This is a genomic window from Psychrobacter sp. 1Y4, from assembly GCF_051847555.1.
Map to the genome: position 1 here is coordinate 25,882 of NZ_JBPYDE010000009.1, position 16,962 is coordinate 42,843.

The 16,962-nt window shown below is 40.3% G+C and carries 16 protein-coding genes; 4 read left to right on the forward strand and 12 right to left on the reverse strand.

Annotation, left to right across the window (positions count from 1 at the left end):
* Nucleotides 1-5 precede the first annotated feature (5 nt).
* Nucleotides 6-1,082 carry an aspartate carbamoyltransferase catalytic subunit gene (locus tag ACS8FC_RS09160; protein ID WP_439296540.1) on the reverse strand — a complete coding sequence of 359 codons (1,077 nt, stop codon included), beginning with the start codon at nucleotides 1,080-1,082 and terminating at the stop codon, nucleotides 6-8.
* Between the two features lie 387 nt (nucleotides 1,083-1,469).
* Here ACS8FC_RS09160 and ACS8FC_RS09165 point away from each other — a divergent pair, with 387 nt between their 5' ends.
* Complete coding sequence (locus ACS8FC_RS09165) at nucleotides 1,470-2,453, forward strand: class 1 fructose-bisphosphatase (RefSeq protein ID WP_439296541.1); 984 nt, start codon at nucleotides 1,470-1,472, stop codon at nucleotides 2,451-2,453.
* A 127-nt stretch (nucleotides 2,454-2,580) separates the two neighbouring features.
* Nucleotides 2,581-3,375, forward strand: coding sequence for a TrmH family RNA methyltransferase (locus tag ACS8FC_RS09170; protein WP_439296542.1), 795 nt, complete (start codon nucleotides 2,581-2,583; stop codon nucleotides 3,373-3,375).
* Nucleotides 3,376-3,491: 116 nt separating this feature from the next.
* Here ACS8FC_RS09170 and ACS8FC_RS09175 read toward each other — a convergent pair whose 3' ends face one another.
* The 8 genes from ACS8FC_RS09175 to ACS8FC_RS09210 all read right to left on the reverse strand — a co-directional run bounded on the left by ACS8FC_RS09175 (nucleotide 3,492) and on the right by ACS8FC_RS09210 (nucleotide 10,931).
* Nucleotides 3,492-4,424: an electron transfer flavoprotein subunit alpha/FixB family protein gene (locus ACS8FC_RS09175; RefSeq protein WP_439263292.1), complete on the reverse strand. Its 933-nt coding sequence runs from the start codon at nucleotides 4,422-4,424 to the stop codon at nucleotides 3,492-3,494.
* Nucleotides 4,425-4,517: 93 nt separating this feature from the next.
* The gene (locus ACS8FC_RS09180) at nucleotides 4,518-5,267 is read right to left on the reverse strand and encodes an electron transfer flavoprotein subunit beta/FixA family protein (protein ID WP_439263291.1); all 750 of its coding nucleotides are present in this window, start codon (nucleotides 5,265-5,267) and stop codon (nucleotides 4,518-4,520) included.
* A 278-nt stretch (nucleotides 5,268-5,545) separates the two neighbouring features.
* The gene (locus tag ACS8FC_RS09185) at nucleotides 5,546-6,130 is read right to left on the reverse strand and encodes a DUF421 domain-containing protein (protein ID WP_439263289.1); all 585 of its coding nucleotides are present in this window, start codon (nucleotides 6,128-6,130) and stop codon (nucleotides 5,546-5,548) included.
* Nucleotides 6,131-6,353: 223 nt separating this feature from the next.
* A complete protein-coding gene (locus ACS8FC_RS09190; RefSeq protein ID WP_058368296.1) occupies nucleotides 6,354-6,566 on the reverse strand; it encodes a cold-shock protein in 213 nt (70 codons plus the stop codon).
* Nucleotides 6,567-6,835: 269 nt separating this feature from the next.
* Nucleotides 6,836-7,264 (reverse strand): hypothetical protein, encoded by a 429-nt coding sequence (locus tag ACS8FC_RS09195; RefSeq protein WP_439263287.1) that lies wholly within the window; start codon nucleotides 7,262-7,264, stop codon nucleotides 6,836-6,838.
* A gap of 322 nt (nucleotides 7,265-7,586) precedes the next feature.
* Nucleotides 7,587-8,603, reverse strand: a complete 1,017-nt coding sequence (ilvC, locus tag ACS8FC_RS09200; protein ID WP_299221398.1) for a ketol-acid reductoisomerase — start codon at nucleotides 8,601-8,603, stop codon at nucleotides 7,587-7,589.
* A 121-nt stretch (nucleotides 8,604-8,724) separates the two neighbouring features.
* Nucleotides 8,725-9,219: an acetolactate synthase small subunit gene (gene ilvN / locus ACS8FC_RS09205; protein ID WP_299221401.1), complete on the reverse strand. Its 495-nt coding sequence runs from the start codon at nucleotides 9,217-9,219 to the stop codon at nucleotides 8,725-8,727.
* The gene (locus ACS8FC_RS09210) at nucleotides 9,219-10,931 is read right to left on the reverse strand and encodes an acetolactate synthase 3 large subunit (RefSeq protein WP_439263337.1); all 1,713 of its coding nucleotides are present in this window, start codon (nucleotides 10,929-10,931) and stop codon (nucleotides 9,219-9,221) included. The genes ilvN and ACS8FC_RS09210 overlap by 1 nt, the downstream gene beginning before the upstream one ends.
* 847 nt (nucleotides 10,932-11,778) lie before the next feature.
* Here ACS8FC_RS09210 and ACS8FC_RS09215 point away from each other — a divergent pair.
* Nucleotides 11,779-12,282, forward strand: coding sequence for a DUF4124 domain-containing protein (locus ACS8FC_RS09215; protein ID WP_439296543.1), 504 nt, complete (start codon nucleotides 11,779-11,781; stop codon nucleotides 12,280-12,282).
* A gap of 200 nt (nucleotides 12,283-12,482) precedes the next feature.
* On the opposite strand, the gene ACS8FC_RS09220 is transcribed toward ACS8FC_RS09215, so the two are convergent.
* Nucleotides 12,483-14,237 carry an NAD(P)H-hydrate dehydratase gene (locus ACS8FC_RS09220; protein WP_439263282.1) on the reverse strand — a complete coding sequence of 585 codons (1,755 nt, stop codon included), beginning with the start codon at nucleotides 14,235-14,237 and terminating at the stop codon, nucleotides 12,483-12,485.
* Between the two features lie 194 nt (nucleotides 14,238-14,431).
* On the opposite strand from ACS8FC_RS09220, the gene queG reads away from it, so the two are divergent.
* Nucleotides 14,432-15,634, forward strand: coding sequence for a tRNA epoxyqueuosine(34) reductase QueG (queG, locus tag ACS8FC_RS09225; RefSeq protein ID WP_439296544.1), 1,203 nt, complete (start codon nucleotides 14,432-14,434; stop codon nucleotides 15,632-15,634).
* Nucleotides 15,635-15,716: 82 nt separating this feature from the next.
* Here queG and lysM read toward each other — a convergent pair whose 3' ends face one another.
* Nucleotides 15,717-16,226: a peptidoglycan-binding protein LysM gene (gene lysM / locus ACS8FC_RS09230; RefSeq protein ID WP_299221412.1), complete on the reverse strand. Its 510-nt coding sequence runs from the start codon at nucleotides 16,224-16,226 to the stop codon at nucleotides 15,717-15,719.
* Between the two features lie 360 nt (nucleotides 16,227-16,586).
* A complete protein-coding gene (acpP, locus tag ACS8FC_RS09235; RefSeq protein WP_058368288.1) occupies nucleotides 16,587-16,823 on the reverse strand; it encodes an acyl carrier protein in 237 nt (78 codons plus the stop codon).
* Between the last annotated feature and the right edge of the window lie 139 nt (nucleotides 16,824-16,962).

Below are 16,962 nucleotides of genomic sequence, written 5' to 3' on the forward strand. Positions count from 1 at the left end.
GTCTTTTATGAGTTTCTTGCTGTTTGATGAGCGCGTTGGCCTTCCATGGCAAGTGATAACACAGCCATACGAATCGCTACACCATTACTTACTTGCTCTAAAATAACAGACTGTGGACCATCGGCTACACTTGAGGCAATCTCAATACCTCGATTCATCGGACCTGGGTGCATAATTAGAGCGTCAGGTTTTGCTAGCGCTACCCGTTCAGGCGTAATACCATAATGTTTGTAATATTCACTTGATGAGGCCAGTAGCGGCGAGCCAATGCGCTCATTTTGTATTCTTAATCCCATGATGACATCACAGTCTGTGACGCACTCATTCATATTTTCATACACACGCACACCGTAACGCTCAATTCCCTTAGGTAATAGCGTACGTGGCGCGCAGACGCGAATATCTTTGACACCTAAAGTTTGCAGCGCATTGATATCGGAGCGCGCGACTCTTGAATGCTTAATATCACCGATGATAGCAACTGATAGCGCCTCAAACGGGCGCGGCGCGGCGCGATGAATGGTCAGCATATCTAGCATCCCTTGGGTCGGGTGCGCATGCCAGCCATCACCGCCATTGATAATAGCGATATCTGGTGTCACCTCAGTCGCCATAAAATGCGCAGCCCCTGATGCAGAATGCCTGACTACAAAAATATCAGCTGTCATTGCCTGCAAATTCCATAGAGTATCGCGTAGACTTTCGCCTTTTTTTGTACTAGAGCGCGCAATATCAATGTTTAGCACATTGGCTCCAAGACGCTTTTCTGCCACCTCAAAAGTAGTGCGGGTACGGGTCGAAGGCTCAAAAAACAGATTCATGACTGTGCAGCCTTCAAGCTCAGGCCGATTGATTAGTTGACCATTTTCATCAAAGAAAGTTTCAGCTTTAGCAATGATGGCTTGTAGTTGTGATTTATTTAGCCCTTCTACGCCCAAAAAGTGACGCAAACTTCCATCTTGGTTTAACTGTGGACGACTAAGGGAAGTGTTGAGTCTCTGATGGACAGTATCATGGTCAAATGTGGCGTATTTGGATGGTGATACAGTATTTGTAGGTGTGTTTTTTTTGGAAGTTGGCATAATGGCAAGTCTTTATTATGGGTTTATATCAAGTCAATCATAACGATTTTTTCGTTCACGACTATGACCATGTGTACAGACACGAGGACATTTTGGCACTTATTTGCTACACTTTATCGCAGTAGCCTATGTCATCTTACTCGCTTTCATAAATAACCCACTATCTACGATAATAAGCAGCAAGTCTGACTAAATTATCAATAATAATAGACATAGTGTAGCTGATTTTGCATGCAGGACAAAGATAACGTGCCTGCTATTTGCATATTTACTTATTCAACCAAAGTTTTAGCTGAACATATTCTAAGTCATAAGCTTAATCTAGCGTATTTCTAAACCTTATGATTTTTTATCTTAGACGACTTCTTCCATTTATTAGGAACTACTATGACGACTTTAGCCCAATATTTAAAAGCACAAAAAACTGACTCTGCCGTAAGCGATGTTATCACTACTGTCACAGAAGTTGGTAAAACCATTTCACAACTGCTCAGAAAAGGAGCGTTAGCAGACATTTTGGGCGAAGCAGGCAATCAAAATGTCCAAGGTGAAGAACAAAAAAAACTGGATGTATTGGCCAATGATTTATTATTAGATGCTTTAGCACAAAACAAACACTGTGCAGGTGTGGCGTCAGAAGAGCTAGATGATGCAACCCCTGCCAATGCAGATGGTAACTTACTCGTATTATTTGACCCACTTGATGGCTCATCAAACATCGATATCAATATGGCGGTAGGCACTATTTTCTCTATACTCCCCTACCAGCGCCAGGGCCAAACGAGTGAAAATAGCGACTTTTTACAAGCGGGCAACGCACAGCTGGCAGCAGGTTACCTACTATATGGCACATCGACCATGCTGGCACTGACGGTAGCGGATAATGTAGTGATGTTTAGCTTAGATCCAGATAGTAACGACTACATACTAGTAAAAGACAATGTACAGATCGACGCAGATACTAATGAATATGCTATTAACAGCTCAAACTATCGTTATTGGCGTGCTCCTATGCAGCAGTATATTGATGAGCTAACCGCTGGTGATACAGGCGTACGTGGTCGTGATTTTAATATGCGCTGGGTAGCCGCTATGGTTGGCGATGTGCATCGTATACTATGCCGCGGTGGGTTATTCACGTATCCTTTTGATACAAAGTATCCAAACAAAGCTGGCAAGTTACGTTTAATGTACGAAGCCAATCCTATGAGTTTACTCATCGAACGCGCAGGCGGCAGTGCGACTGACGCCACCAATCGTATTTTAGATATATCCCCAACCGACATCCACCAGCGAGTCCCTGTCGTCCTTGGTAGTAAAAACGAGGTTGACTATATCAAAGACTTACATATCAAGTATGACAATAAATAGTACGCATTATCATTACTTATTTATAATGTAATCCTATCCACCAAGCATGACCAGTCCTATATTAAAAAGTATTTTGGACTGGCTTGTTCTTAATGTTGTTAACTTTACCTTTTTTAAGCGGTCAATTATGTCAATAGACTCTACCGAGCTGATAACTTCAGATAAAAACCCTTCAGTAAAACTCGTAAAAGCGCTGTTGTCTCAAGCTCGTCAACGTAAAAAACAAGGGCAGACTGTACTTGAAGGTGTGCATCTTATTGACGCAGCTCTACGCAGTGATTATCCATTTGTTCAAATACTACTCGCACAATCAGCTCACCAGCATCCTGAGGTTCAGCAAGTTCTGACACGTCTGCCTACCCACACAGGTGTTTTGACGTTGTCCGATGCACTTTATGAGGGCATTCGAAGTCTCGGTACAGGTATCGATATTATGGGAGTCATAAACGTACCTGTGCCAAGCTTAACGGTGATAGATTACGACTGCTTGATTTTAAATGATGTACAAGATAGTGGTAACGTCGGTACGCTACTACGTACCGCAGCCGCAGTTGGGATAGAAACAGTACTCTGTACTAGCGGCACGGCCCAAACATGGTCACCCAAGACATTACGGGCGGGAATGGGCGCGCAGTTTGCGCTCACTATTTATGAAGGTTTGAGTGTTCAAAATATCCTAAAGTGTGTAAAAACCCCTTTATTGGCAACCAGCTCACATACTGATACTTTGATTTACGAACATAACCTTACCGCTCCGACTGCTTGGATCATGGGCCATGAAGGTCAAGGCGTCTGTGATGAGCTAATGCAATGTGCAACTCCTATCGCCTTACCGCAGCCCAATGGACAAGAGAGCCTTAACGTTGCGGTCGCAGGTTCGCTCTGTCTTTATGAAACGCTACGTCAGCGCCGTTATAGTTAAACTCATATACAGTTAATATAGAATAGTTATATTAGCTTGGTGTTTAAACTTAAAAAAATCCCGCTATCGATGATAGCGGGATTTTTAGATTGTCTTTTATAGATCATCTATCGAACTTAGACCTTACTAGTGAGCTCAGGTATCGCGTCAAATAGATCAGCTTCTAAGAAGTAATCGGCAACACTTGCGATTGGAGATTCTGGGTCATTGTTAATGGCGACAATAACTTTTGAATCCTTCATACCTGCCAAATGCTGGATAGCACCTGAGATACCAGCCGCGATATATAAATCTGGCGCGACAATTTTACCCGTTTGACCGACCTGCATATCGTTGGGGACATAACCTGCATCAACCGCAGCACGCGATGCACCAACCGCAGCGCCTAGCTTATCTGCTAATGGCTCGATATATTTGGTGAAGTTCTCACCATTCGCTAAGGCACGTCCGCCTGATACAACGATTGAGGCCGATGTCAACTCAGGGCGATCAGAAGCGGCCATTTCTTCATTGACAAAGCTTGCTTTGCCAGCATCTTGTACATTATCGATTGTCTCAACAGTAGCAGAACCGCCTTCAGCAGCCACTGGATCAAAAGCCGTTGTACGTACGGTCAATACGATTTTATTTTCCGTCGTCTTGACCGTAGCAGTCGCATTACCAGCGTAAATAGGACGCTCAAAAGTTTGAGCATCTATAACAGCAGAAATCTCTGACAACATACTGACATCCAGTAAAGCTGCTGTACGTGGCATAAAGTTTTTGCCAGTGGTCGTTGCTGGTGCAATAATATGGCTATAGTCTGCAGCAATATCTGCAACCAATAACGATATATTTTCTGCCATTTGATGTTCGTAAGCTGCGTTATCTGCCAATAGCACTTTGCTTACGCCTTCAGCTTTTGCTGCTTCGTCAGCCGCCGCTTGATTACCACTGCCAGCAACCAATACATGAATATCATCACCCATTTGCTTAGCAGCTGCAATAGTACTTAGAGTCGCCTTTTTTAGACTGGCATTGTCGTGTTCTGCATATACCAAAATTGCCATTTTTTTGTCCTTTATTTATTTGTTCATGTCGTCAGATAGCTTTTAAATACGGCATTTACAGTACTAACACTCTATAAATGCGTCAGCGAAGTCTTAGATTACTTTCGCTTCATTTTTTAGCTTATCGACCAACTCATCAACTGAGGCTACCGTAATACCAGCTTTACGCTCAGCAGGTGGCATAACTTTAACGATTTCTTGCTTAGACGTCATCTCAACACTAAAATCTGCTGGCGTTTTCTCATCAAGAGGCTTTTTCTTAGCTTTCATGATATTTGGCAGTTTTGCATAGCGTGGTTCGTTTAAACGTAAATCAGTTGTAATCACTGCAGGTAGAGATAGCGCCACTGTCTGTAAGCCACCATCAACTTCACGAGTCACATTTACGCTATCACCTTCGACTTTTACTTCAGAAGCAAACGTACCTTGACCAATACCCATTAAGGCTGCAAGCATCTGGCCTGTCTGATTATTGTCATCATCAATCGCTTGCTTACCTAACAAAATAATATCCGTGCTTTCTTGTTCAGCAATGCTTTTTAGAATTTTAGCGACTTGTAGCGGATATGGTTTATCATCAGTTTTGACTAAGACTCCACGATCCGCGCCCAATGCTAACGCTGCACGAATTTGCTCTTGTGCTTCTTTTGGTCCAATAGAAGCGACGATGATCTCGTCAATGACGCCAGCTTCTTTTAGACGAACCGCTTCTTCAACTGCAATCTCATCAAACGGGTTGATAGACATTTTGGTATTCGATAAATCCACACCAGAGTTATCAGCTTTTACACGAACTTTTACGTTGTAATCAATGACACGCTTGACCGCGACTAATGCTTTCATACGTTCCTCGTTTATTAATGTTATGAATTGAAAATATAAATCAAAAACTATTGATTTACTTGATGCAAAATATTACTTAAATCTTGTAGCTACGTTTGTCAACGATTATCTGTTGAGCTTGACTTATTAGACCTAACTATCTTGCGTGAGCATCTTAGTAAGGTCAAGACAACGCCGTGAATAATGCGTCATAAATTTGTCACTATTTATATAAAACATGTCAGATGACATAATATATTCATGATTTTATCGTTCAAAATTTATTATTACATATTTAACTATGCTTTGTTCAAAGTATCTTTTTTCATAGAATTTTTAGTAGCGTCAATTAGCAGCTCGCTGTCACGTATATCATTAAATAATGACCAATCTGGTGTTACATCGTTATTTTTAATGACGCTCATATCACCAGTTGTTTCCATGATCACGACAAAAACCTCTGATTTTGATTTAATACTATTTTTACGTAATACCTGTTGGACATCACTAGTGCTCAAGTTAGCTTCTTTTAAGTTGTCCCAAAAATATTCACCATGCGCCATTAAGATTATAGGTTGATTATCTATCAGTGCTTTTAAAGGTTTGATTTTTCGTCTTATCATCGAGACCAAACCTTGAATGACAAATAATGCACCAACTGCACACAATCCTTGGAGTAATGATGGCGTGTCAGATAATACTGTCGATGCCAGGATACTACCAATGGCTACAGTCATGGCAAAATCGTGACTCGATAGCTTGGAGAAGCTACGTAGTCCCATCAAGCGTGTGAACATCATAAGGCCAATATAAAAGCCTACTGCGGATAAAGAGATGCCAACTACCTGTTGCCAATCAATCGAAAACCAGTTTTCCCATTTCATATTATCACCTTACTGCACCTTCTTATTTATAATCAATCGTTTGTTAATTATTACTCAATAGTTTGTCTACAAAGTTATTTTTTCAATAAAAAAAGCAACCTGATTAGAGGTTGCTTTTTTATAGAGTCTAAACAATATTTTTGTTGTTATACAACAAACTAATCTCAGCTTTTATTTTATCTTTAAAAATGAAAAGTATTGATCAAACTTAACATCAATAAGATTAAAGTGCTTCGATTTGCTCAGCTTGTGGTCCTTTCTTACCATCACCTAAGATGAAAGACACTTTTTGACCTTCGGCTAGAGTTTTAAAACCGTTACCTTGGATAGCGCTGTAGTGAGCGAATACGTCTTGTCCGCCGTTGTCTTGAGCGATAAAACCAAAACCTTTAGCTTCATTAAACCACTTTACAGTGCCTTCAACTTTATCTGACATAAATTTTCCTAACTCTTTAACTGTTGATGAGACTTTTGTCTTCACCGATTAATTGACAAATACTTAGTTGAATTTTAAGCAAATACTAAGACTAAAACCAGCGTTATATCTTAACGATATGTGACTATTTTCGTCTACAACTCCCTAAGTACAGGTTTAGTATAGCAGCTTTTATTGTGGTCAGGATGTTAAATTGCGAGTTTTTGTAAAGGTATAGTTGTTCATTTAGTAAACTTGTGTAACCAAATATAGCCAGTTTAATAACACACTTAAGACTCAAATATGGGCAACCAAGGAAGTGCTAAGATAAATAAACACAACCCAAAGAATATTAAAGCGAATGATTGACTATAAGCAATATACTTAGAAGGTATTACCAAATCCTCAGGAGAGTCTGGAATACCGCGAAGTTTAAGTAAACGTGTTCCATAGATCCAACCAAAGACTGTATAAAGACCATATGCTGCTGGCACAGTCGTTGCCAATGGTGATAAATCAATCACATATATCATGACTACAGAAACGAAAAACCATGAAGTGTCTAATAATGAGCTAAATTGAAAGAACAGAGATTTTGGCAGCTTACCGCTGCTACGTTTAAGCATCTCCCCTTCTATCCAAATCAGAACGGCAACGACAGCGCTGAAAAAAATATATGCGAATTGCGGCGTTAGCCAGTCTGGAAAAGATATTTGCACAGCATATAACCTATAGTATAAATAAAAATAAAGAAAAACGCTCAAAGACCCTTAGATCCAAGCTTATTGTTTTATAAACATTAACTTTTGCATAAGTGGTATATCGGTTGTTTACATTGGGTGTTGATTGTAAGTTTTCAAGCGCTATTTTTTATTACTTCCAAAATTAGTAGGACAACCTTTTATTTTAATTGCAGTACTTGTTTGCTTACTCTAATCAAAAGTAGTAATTTTAATGCTCCTATGACGATGATATGAGGTCAAAAAACCCATGCTATCTATCGATAACATGGGTTTTAATAATAGCTTAGCAGATAACTATTTAGTTCTTGTCTTTGTCGATGATTTTATTACCACCAATCCAAGGCATCATACCACGTAGCTTAGCACCTGTCTTTTCAATCTCGTGCTCAGCGTTGTTACGACGACGGGCCGTCATAGACGGATAGTTGGTGGCACCTTCAGAGATGAACATTTTGGCGTATTCACCAGACTGGATACGTTTTAACGCATTACGCATGGCTTCGCGTGATTGCTCATTAATAACTTCAGTACCAGTCACATACTCGCCATACTCTGCGTTGTTACTGATCGAATAGTTCATGTCAGCGATACCGCCTTCATACATGAGGTCGACGATAAGCTTAAGTTCATGTAAGCACTCAAAATAAGCCATTTCTGGCGCGTAACCGGCTTCTGTCAGGGTTTCAAAGCCCATTTTGACCAGTTCAACAGCACCGCCACATAATACTGCTTGCTCACCAAACAAGTCAGTTTCAGTCTCATCTTTAAAGGTTGTTTCGATAATACCTGAGCGCCCGCCACCAACACCAGCGGCATAAGATAGTGCCAACTGCTTGGCTTGACCCGATGCATCTTGGTAAATAGCGATAAGATCAGGGATGCCGCCACCTTTAACGAACTCAGAACGTACCGTATGACCTGGTGCTTTTGGTGCGACCATGATGACATCAAGATCGCTACGCGGTACCACTTGGTTGTAGTGAATGGCGAAACCATGGGCAAAAGCAAGCGTGGCGCCTTCTTTGATATTTGGCTCAATCACATCATTATAAAGCTGCTTTTGAAACTCATCTGGTGTCAAAATCATGATAACGTCTGCGGCCTTTACTGCCTCTTCTACTTCAGAGACTTTTAGACCAGCGTTTTCAGCCTTTCTCCACGAACCAGAATTGGCACGTAGACCAACTGTTACGTCTACCCCAGATTCTTGTAAGTTCAAAGCATGGGCATGTCCTTGTGAGCCATAACCAATAATAGCCACTTTTTTGCCTTGGATGATGGATAGATCACAATCTTTATCATAAAAAACGTTCATAGGTAGAGTCCTTTTCCTCAATTATGGGAAGCCATGGGTTGTAAATACTTATATCATAATTATTTTTTAAAATAGTAAACAATATAAGCCTAGTAATAAAATGATTTAAAACAGAGTAATATTAGACGCTTAAGGTTTTCTCGCCGCGGGCAATACCAATGACACCTGAACGCACCACTTCAAGCACACGCTCACGACCGATAGTATCAATAAACCCATCAAGCTTAGCGGTATCACCCACGATTTGGATGGTATATAGGTTTGCATTCACATCGACGATTTGAGCACGGAATATGTCAGCGCTGCGTTTAATTTCTTCACGCACACTACCAGTGGCACGAACCTTAATCAGCATGAGCTCACGTTCAACGTGTACATTTTCAGATAGATTCAATACTTTAATTACTTCAACCAGCTTATGCAACTGCTTGGTAATTTGCTCTATTTTTTCTGGTGAAGTAATCGTCGTTACTGTCAAGCGTGAAATGGATGGATCTTCTGTTGGTGCAACGTTTAGAGTCTCAATATTGTACCCACGTTGAGAAAACAAGCCAACCAACCGCGACAACGATCCCGCTTCGTTTTCTATTAATACCGAAATCAGATGTTGTTGCATTAGGTACGCTCCCCTTTTGATAACCACATATCACGCATTGTTTGACCTGCGACTTGCATCGGATATACATGCTCGTTACGATCGACATAGACATCGATGAATACAAGCTTGTCTTTCATGGCCATTGCTTCAGCCAATTGCTCTTCCATTTTTTCAGGGTCAGTAATTTTGATACCAACATGACCATAACTTTCGGCCAATTTAACGAAGTCAGGTAATGAATTCATATAAGAATGAGCATGACGACCCTCATACAACATATCCTGCCACTGCTTAACCATACCCAACTGCGCGTTATTAAGGTTTAAAATCTTAACTGGTAGATCATACTGCAGACACGTTGATAGCTCTTGAATGTTCATCTGAATTGAGCCCTCACCTGTAATACAGACGACATCGCGCTCTGGTCTTACAAGCTTTGCTGCCATGGCATATGGCAAACCAACGCCCATAGTACCCAGACCCCCTGAGTTAAGCCATTGACGTGGCTCATTATAGGTGTAATAAAGCGCAGCAAACATTTGATGCTGACCGACATCACTGGTGATAATTGCATTACCTTCGGTGATTTTGCACAAAGTCTGTACCACATTTTGCGGCTTGATACCATTTTTAGTATCAGTGTCATAACGTAGACCATGACGCTTGCGCCATTCGTTGATCTGCGACCACCAATCTAATAATGCATGTTGTTCTAACTCTTTATCTTCCCCAATAATAGATAACATATCGCTAAGTACAGACTTTACATCACCAACGATAGGAATATGCGCAAAGATAGTTTTTGAGATAGACGCCGGATCAATATCTATATGGATGATTGTCGCATTTGGACAAAACTTCTTGACGTTGTTGGTTACGCGGTCATCAAAACGTGCCCCAACTGCTAAAATGACATCTGCATGATGCATAGTCATATTGGCCTCATAAGTACCATGCATACCAAGCATTCCTAAGAACTGACGATCAGAACCAGGGAAGGTACCAAGACCCATCAAAGTGTTGGTCACAGGCAAGTTCAAGCGATGAGCAATATCCTTTAACTCTTCATGAGCCTTACTCCAAATAACGCCGCCACCTGCATAAACAACGGGACGCTTTGCAGCAAGTAAAGTCTCAACAGCTCTTTTTATCTGACCGCTATGACCCTTAACAGATGGCTGATAAGATCTTATGAACACATCCTTTGGATATTGGTAAGCGTACTTTTCGCTAGGGGCAGTCATGTCTTTGGGCACATCAATAACGACAGGACCTGGACGCCCTGACTGAGCGATATAAAAAGCTTTCTTGACGATTGAAGGTATTTCGCTGGCATGACGAACTTGAAAGCTATGTTTAACGATCGGCCTTGAAACACCAACCATATCCGTTTCTTGGAAGGCATCTTCACCGATTAAACTGCTTGGTACTTGACCTGAAATCACGACCATCGGCACTGAGTCCATAAACGCTGTGGCAATAGCAGTCACTGTATTCGTAGCACCAGGCCCTGATGTCGCTAACACAACGCCAGTATTGCCAGTTGTCCGCGAATAAGCATCTGCCATATGACCTGCTGCTTGCTCATGACGGACTAAGATATGTTCAATATTGTCCTGTTGAAACAGCGCATCGTATATATGTAAAACTGCACCACCTGGGTAGCCAAAAATATATTCGACCCCTTCATCTGTTAGTGATTGCACCAACATTTCTGCACCAGATAGCATCACAGGCTGAGCGCTACCCTCAGCAATACGTTGTTGTTTTTCGTCGAAGTGTTTGGCGGCATTACCCGTTTGAGTATGGCCGGTCATGTTTGGACTTTGCGTGGTTTGCGTCACTGTCATCACCTTATCAATAATATGTGATCACTATGTCAGAACATAACTGTACAATAAGACAGCAAGTTAGCCAAACATAGCAATTTATATGGTCGGTTTTTGATAGGAGTTTATCGATATACGTGACGAAATGCAGATTAAAGCATTTTTAATAGAAGCTTATTATTGGTAAGAAATGTAAGAATATTAAACCGTTGAATATCCAAACCAATGACAACATAAGTGATCTTAATAAAAGTAACATACCGATAAGACGGCTGCACTTTGTATTACACATGACAATATCATAGGGTATATATACAGCAGTTAACTTTTAGCATTTAAAATAATAAGTTTATCTTAGTCATTGTAGACCGATGAGTCCGGAGACAGTAAGTACAGTTAAAAATAAAGACTATGACAGTCATGATTTTTACTACACTGTGCTACTGTCACAAAGAGCATAAAACTGCAGAGACTGCTGATAAGCAGTAACCAGTAATTATCCCCAAGTGCTACGGCAATATCATAAAAGCCGCTCACTGACCAATCAACTAACCTTATATTCGACGGTTTAAGTCCTATTGTCAAGAAAAACTTGTGAAACCCATCCTTAACTATTAGTTATTAAATAATATACATTTGTCATTATTTTTTGTTAGAATCGACATACATTGTATGCTCATTGTAAGTTATACAATAATTCATTTACGCTTATACATGAATGCTTTTATTCATCAAAAGGATTGCTAGCATGGCATATTCACCCATGATTCATACAGTCAACAAACTATTGGTTGGTGTTATCACCACTTGTGTATTTGCCCTGCCTATGAGTGCAAGTCATGCTATCCAAGTTTACAAGTCTCTTGGTACGCATGGTGAGGTCAAATATAGTCAACATGCACCGCAAAATGCACGGAATATCGAGGTAATTGAGTTCCGCAGTGATGGTAGACAATCTGATGCAGGACAGATGGCAGGTAAAACGGATGCCAATCAAAGCAATGATACGCCAAATGCAGAACAGCAACGAGTCGCGCAACTTGAGGCGCGTATTAAAGATCAAGAAGCGCAGGCAAACGCCCAGCGCTGTCAATCGTTACGTAACAATTTAACCAATTTAAATGTCGGTGGCCGTATATATGAGATGGATGCAAACGGTAAACGCCAGTATCTAGATGGCCGCGAGATTGAACTTAAGCGAGAGCGTGTACAACAAGCGATTGGACAGTATTGTCAAGGTACACAGACTTAAATATATCTTTAGTAGTTATTATAGCCCCGTACCAAAAACGCTTTCGGTGCAGTCATACTATAGTCGATACTAAACGAGATGAATATATAGCATTATAGTGCGTGGCTAGTACAATTCTTTGCTTGCTGTACCTATAAATCTTAATGATGCAAAAATTTTATCTCAGTGACGCGGTATTTTTTAAGTTGACTTAAATAGACTTAGCAAGTCAGCTTTTGCATAATATGACGTATGGCTGCTGGCATATCTTGTGCTTGTAAGCCGCGCTGCCCAATCAATAACTGATTGCTACTTATGCGATCATATGTCGTAGCATCATATGAGCTTTGATGGACCAACATATCGCCTGCTAATGCATGAATCACTACCGCTTGACACGGGTTATTCTGCTCGTCATCTAAATCTTGTTGAGCCAATAATCCTGCAACGACGCCAGATAATATATCACCCATACCAGCTGTTGCCATGCCAGCATTCCCAACACCGCAAACATATAACTGTCCTTGAGCTAAAATAAGTGAGCCTGCGCCCTTTAATACCCAATTGCCACCATAGATATTAGCGCATTGATGTATGGCTGACGATCTGTCATTTTCTATCGCACTAATCTTTTTATCTAACAATTTAGCAGCTTCGCCACTATGCGGGGTCAAGCAAACATTGTGCGTCTTACTATATTCTCGCAATTGAGTAATTAGCTCATTTTTATCCCTTTGTAACGCTGCCAAATGATAAAGACCATCGGCATCAATGATTAACGATCTGTTGTGCGCTATTGCAGCTTTCAGGTAACGGGTGAATAGTATTTTTGCTTTTTCATCGCGGCCAAGCCCCATGCCGATAGCAACGACGCTTGCACTTTTAATTAAACGCTCAACGCTCTCTTGATCATGCAAGTCAATCGTCATTGCGTCAGGTAATGAGCTCAATAATGCACCATGAAATGCTTGATGACAGGCAACAGTTATCTTGCCAGCGCCAGTGGCCATCGCGCTAGAGGAAGTCAGAATCGCTGCACCGCCCATGCCTTGAGAGCCATCAAGACGATTGCCTCCAACCACTAAAACATGACCATAACTACCTTTATAACTGTTATGACGACGCGGCGTTAGATGTTGGGCATCTTTAAGCAATACTGCAATAGGTTCAATAGATGCATAAGGTATCAACGGTATATCAATTACTTCTCCACTAAAATCCATACCATCTTTGGTATGCAGACCAAACTTACGCGCAATTAGACATAAGGTAATGTCTGCCTGTATGGCTAATTTTTCAAATACTTGACCAGTAGAAGCGACAAGACCACTTGGAATATCAACAGCGACTACTAAAGCGCCAATCTGCTGAGCAGCGTTATTAAATGTTATAATTGCTTGTTCATACAAACCTTTTGGCGCACGATCTAAACCAATACCAAATAATGCATCGATATAGATATCAGCCTGCAAGGCCATATCCAATTGATCATTTTTATTTTGATAACATTGCATATCCTCAAAGCGTTGGTAAGGACAGTTCATGCTTAAAGCCTTACGCTGAGCCTTTGTTGCATCGTTGACTGTTTCTTGGCTCTTTTGACTGTTATCTGCCCGATTATCCATTTCTACGCCGACTGTTATCACTTGTACTTGCCAGCCCGCTTGCTGTAGATAATGAGCAATTAACCAACCATCTCCGCCATTATTACCTTGCCCTACCCAAACACACGCACTAGGCTGACGAGTCATATAATGATGATGTCTGGCGTAGCGCTTCGTTTGCGCCTTGACTCGTTCATAAAACGGTATAATACGTTGTGCCATTTGCCAAGCAGCTTGTTGCATCAAACCAAAGCTATTGTATCCTTGTGCAAACCATGCTTGTTCTATAGCATAAACTTGTTCGCTAGCGTATAAAGCGATAGGCAATGACGAGTACGGGCACTGTGCTGCTGATTGTATTGATGATTGCATAATATTCCTTTTTCTTATTTTATGAGTTTATAAACTGCTAGGTTATAAATATAACAAAAACATATCTAGCTTTATGTATTAATACTAACCACCCAATATTTAATTTTTATGATTGCATTGGCAATAAACTGGCCTATCATAGCCGCTACAACATCACTATCGATGTATAAATTCACAAACTAGTACCCTCTAATATGAACAATAAATCGTCCATCAAACAGCATTCAGTGCATTCCTCTAATCAGCAAACGAGCGGTGGTATTGAAGTTACCAATACTCCTGTATTTGCTACTGCAGTAGAGGTAAAACAATGGATTAAGTCTGAGGCCCAAGCTTTAGGGTTCGCTGACTGTGGGTTCTTATCCGTCCATCATCCTTTATTTGCTCAACAAATTGAGCAGCTACAGCAGTGGTTAGATAAAGGGTATGAAGGACAGTTGCAGTTTATGCATAACAATCATGATTTAAGAGCGCACCCTGCTAAGCTTGTTGCAGGTGCACAAACCATTATCAGCGTTCGTATGGATTATCTAACCCAGGCACCTGTGCCGCGCACTGTTAGCGATAATGATTATCCCAATCAAGGCATTATTGCACGCTATGCGCGAGGGCGTGATTATCATAAAACAATGCGTAACCGCTTAAAGCAGTTGGCACTTAGTATTGAAAATAAACTCCCCGAATGGCAACATTTAAACATTGGAGCTGAGTCAGATTTTATCTTTCGACCATTTAGTGATTCTGCCCCTATTTTTGAGCGACCAATAGCCGATGCAGTCGGTCTTGGTTGGACAGGCAAGCATACCTTACTACTGAATAAATCTGCAGGCTCGTTTTTTGTATTGGGTGAGTTGTTTATTAGTCTTAACCTACCCGATGATAAGCCCGTTGACGCGCATTGTGGCAGTTGTAGCGCATGTATTGATATCTGTCCTACGCAAGCGATTGTCGCACCTTATAAGCTCAATGCAGCTGCTTGCATCTCATATCTAACCATCGAACACAAAGGCGCAATTGACATAAAGTACCGCCGGGCCATAGGCAATCGAGTATTTGGCTGTGATGACTGCCAGCTTATCTGTCCCTGGAACCGTTATGCCAATCTGACATCAGTAGACGACTTTGCCCCTAGACATCATTTTGATAATATCGGTTTAATTGAGCTGTGGCAGTGGCAAGAATCTGACTTTTTAGAATACACGAAAGGTAGCCCAATTAGGCGAACAGGATATATTAGTTTTTTACGTAACATTGCTATTGGACTGGGTAACGCGAATCCTAGTTTAGATGTCATCGATCATCTACAGTACAGACTAGGATGTAGCGAGATGCTTGATGAGCATATCTATTGGGCTATAGCAGAGCAAGAGGAAAAACTAAAAAGTAGTAACAAGTAGCAGAATATTAATAAACAAACGAAAATAAAAAACGCCTCTTAATACAAGAGGCGTTTTATTTGTTTGAATTATAACTTAACAATTACGGCTTAGGAATACGCAAAACTTGACCTGGGTATATTTTGTCTGGATCAGATAACATAGGCTTATTAGCTTCGAATATTTTCATATAGTCACCAGATGAACCATATACTTCCTCAGCAATCTTAGACAAGCTATCGCCAGACTTCACAGTATACATGGTAGATTCAGGAGCATCTTCTTCAATATCGATGTTATCAATAACTTTTGCTACGTTTTGTACGTTACCAATAGCGATGATAGCTTTTTCACGATCTGCTTGCGTTTTAGCATCACCACTGATTTCAGCAGTATCAGTTGAACCGTTATATTTAACTTTTAGATTGTCAATATTGAGATTTTGCTGCTGAATACGGCGCAACAAGATATTAGCAACCGACTGAGCAGAAGGTTCTGTATTTTTCACTGGCGTATTAGCATCTGCTTTAGTCTCTGATTTTGCATCGTGCTTATCATCATCACGATTGAAAATTTTATCACCAATATCTTTTGCAAAACTGAACATACCCATATATTTACTCCTTGAAATTTTATTGTTGGTTGTCTTTCATATTCTAGAATTATAATTCATAACAGACTGATTTTGATTGCTGTCATTCCAGTCAGTATAACAAAGCCAGAAAGGCAAAAAAGCGAGAGATAGTAAAAGTATGTTGGATAATGTTACTTACAGGTAGATTGTGTTAATAATATTACTGGTGTTGTTTAAACAATATAAATGCTAATGATGTAAGAAAAATTGCTTATATTACAAAAGAACCATGACTGTTAACTTTTTAAAGGTTTAAAAAAACCGCTTATCAATAAAGATAAACGGTTTAGCAAAATTTGCTGTAGTCATATTATAAATAGACTATAAAGCAGCAGTAGCTTATAGTTGAGCTTGGACGTAATCGATTGCTTTTTGTACAGTAGTCAATTCTGCTGAATCTTCGTCAGGAATAGTAATACCAAAATCACTTTCAAAAGACATCACAAGTTCAACCAAGTCTAATGAATCTGCACCTAGATCTTCCATGAAAGAAGCATCGTTGCTGATATCTTCAACGTTCATGCCTAACTGCTCTGCTACTGCAGATTTTACTCTTAACTCAGTATCATTACTCATATAAACTGCTCCTTTATCTATTAATTTTAAAAACTATCATCTAGCTATTTTTTGAGCTGATAATGTCTTATCGAATACGGTATTTTATCTCAGAGATAAGACTCTAACACAGTTTTACCCATTTCGATTTATTTAATGT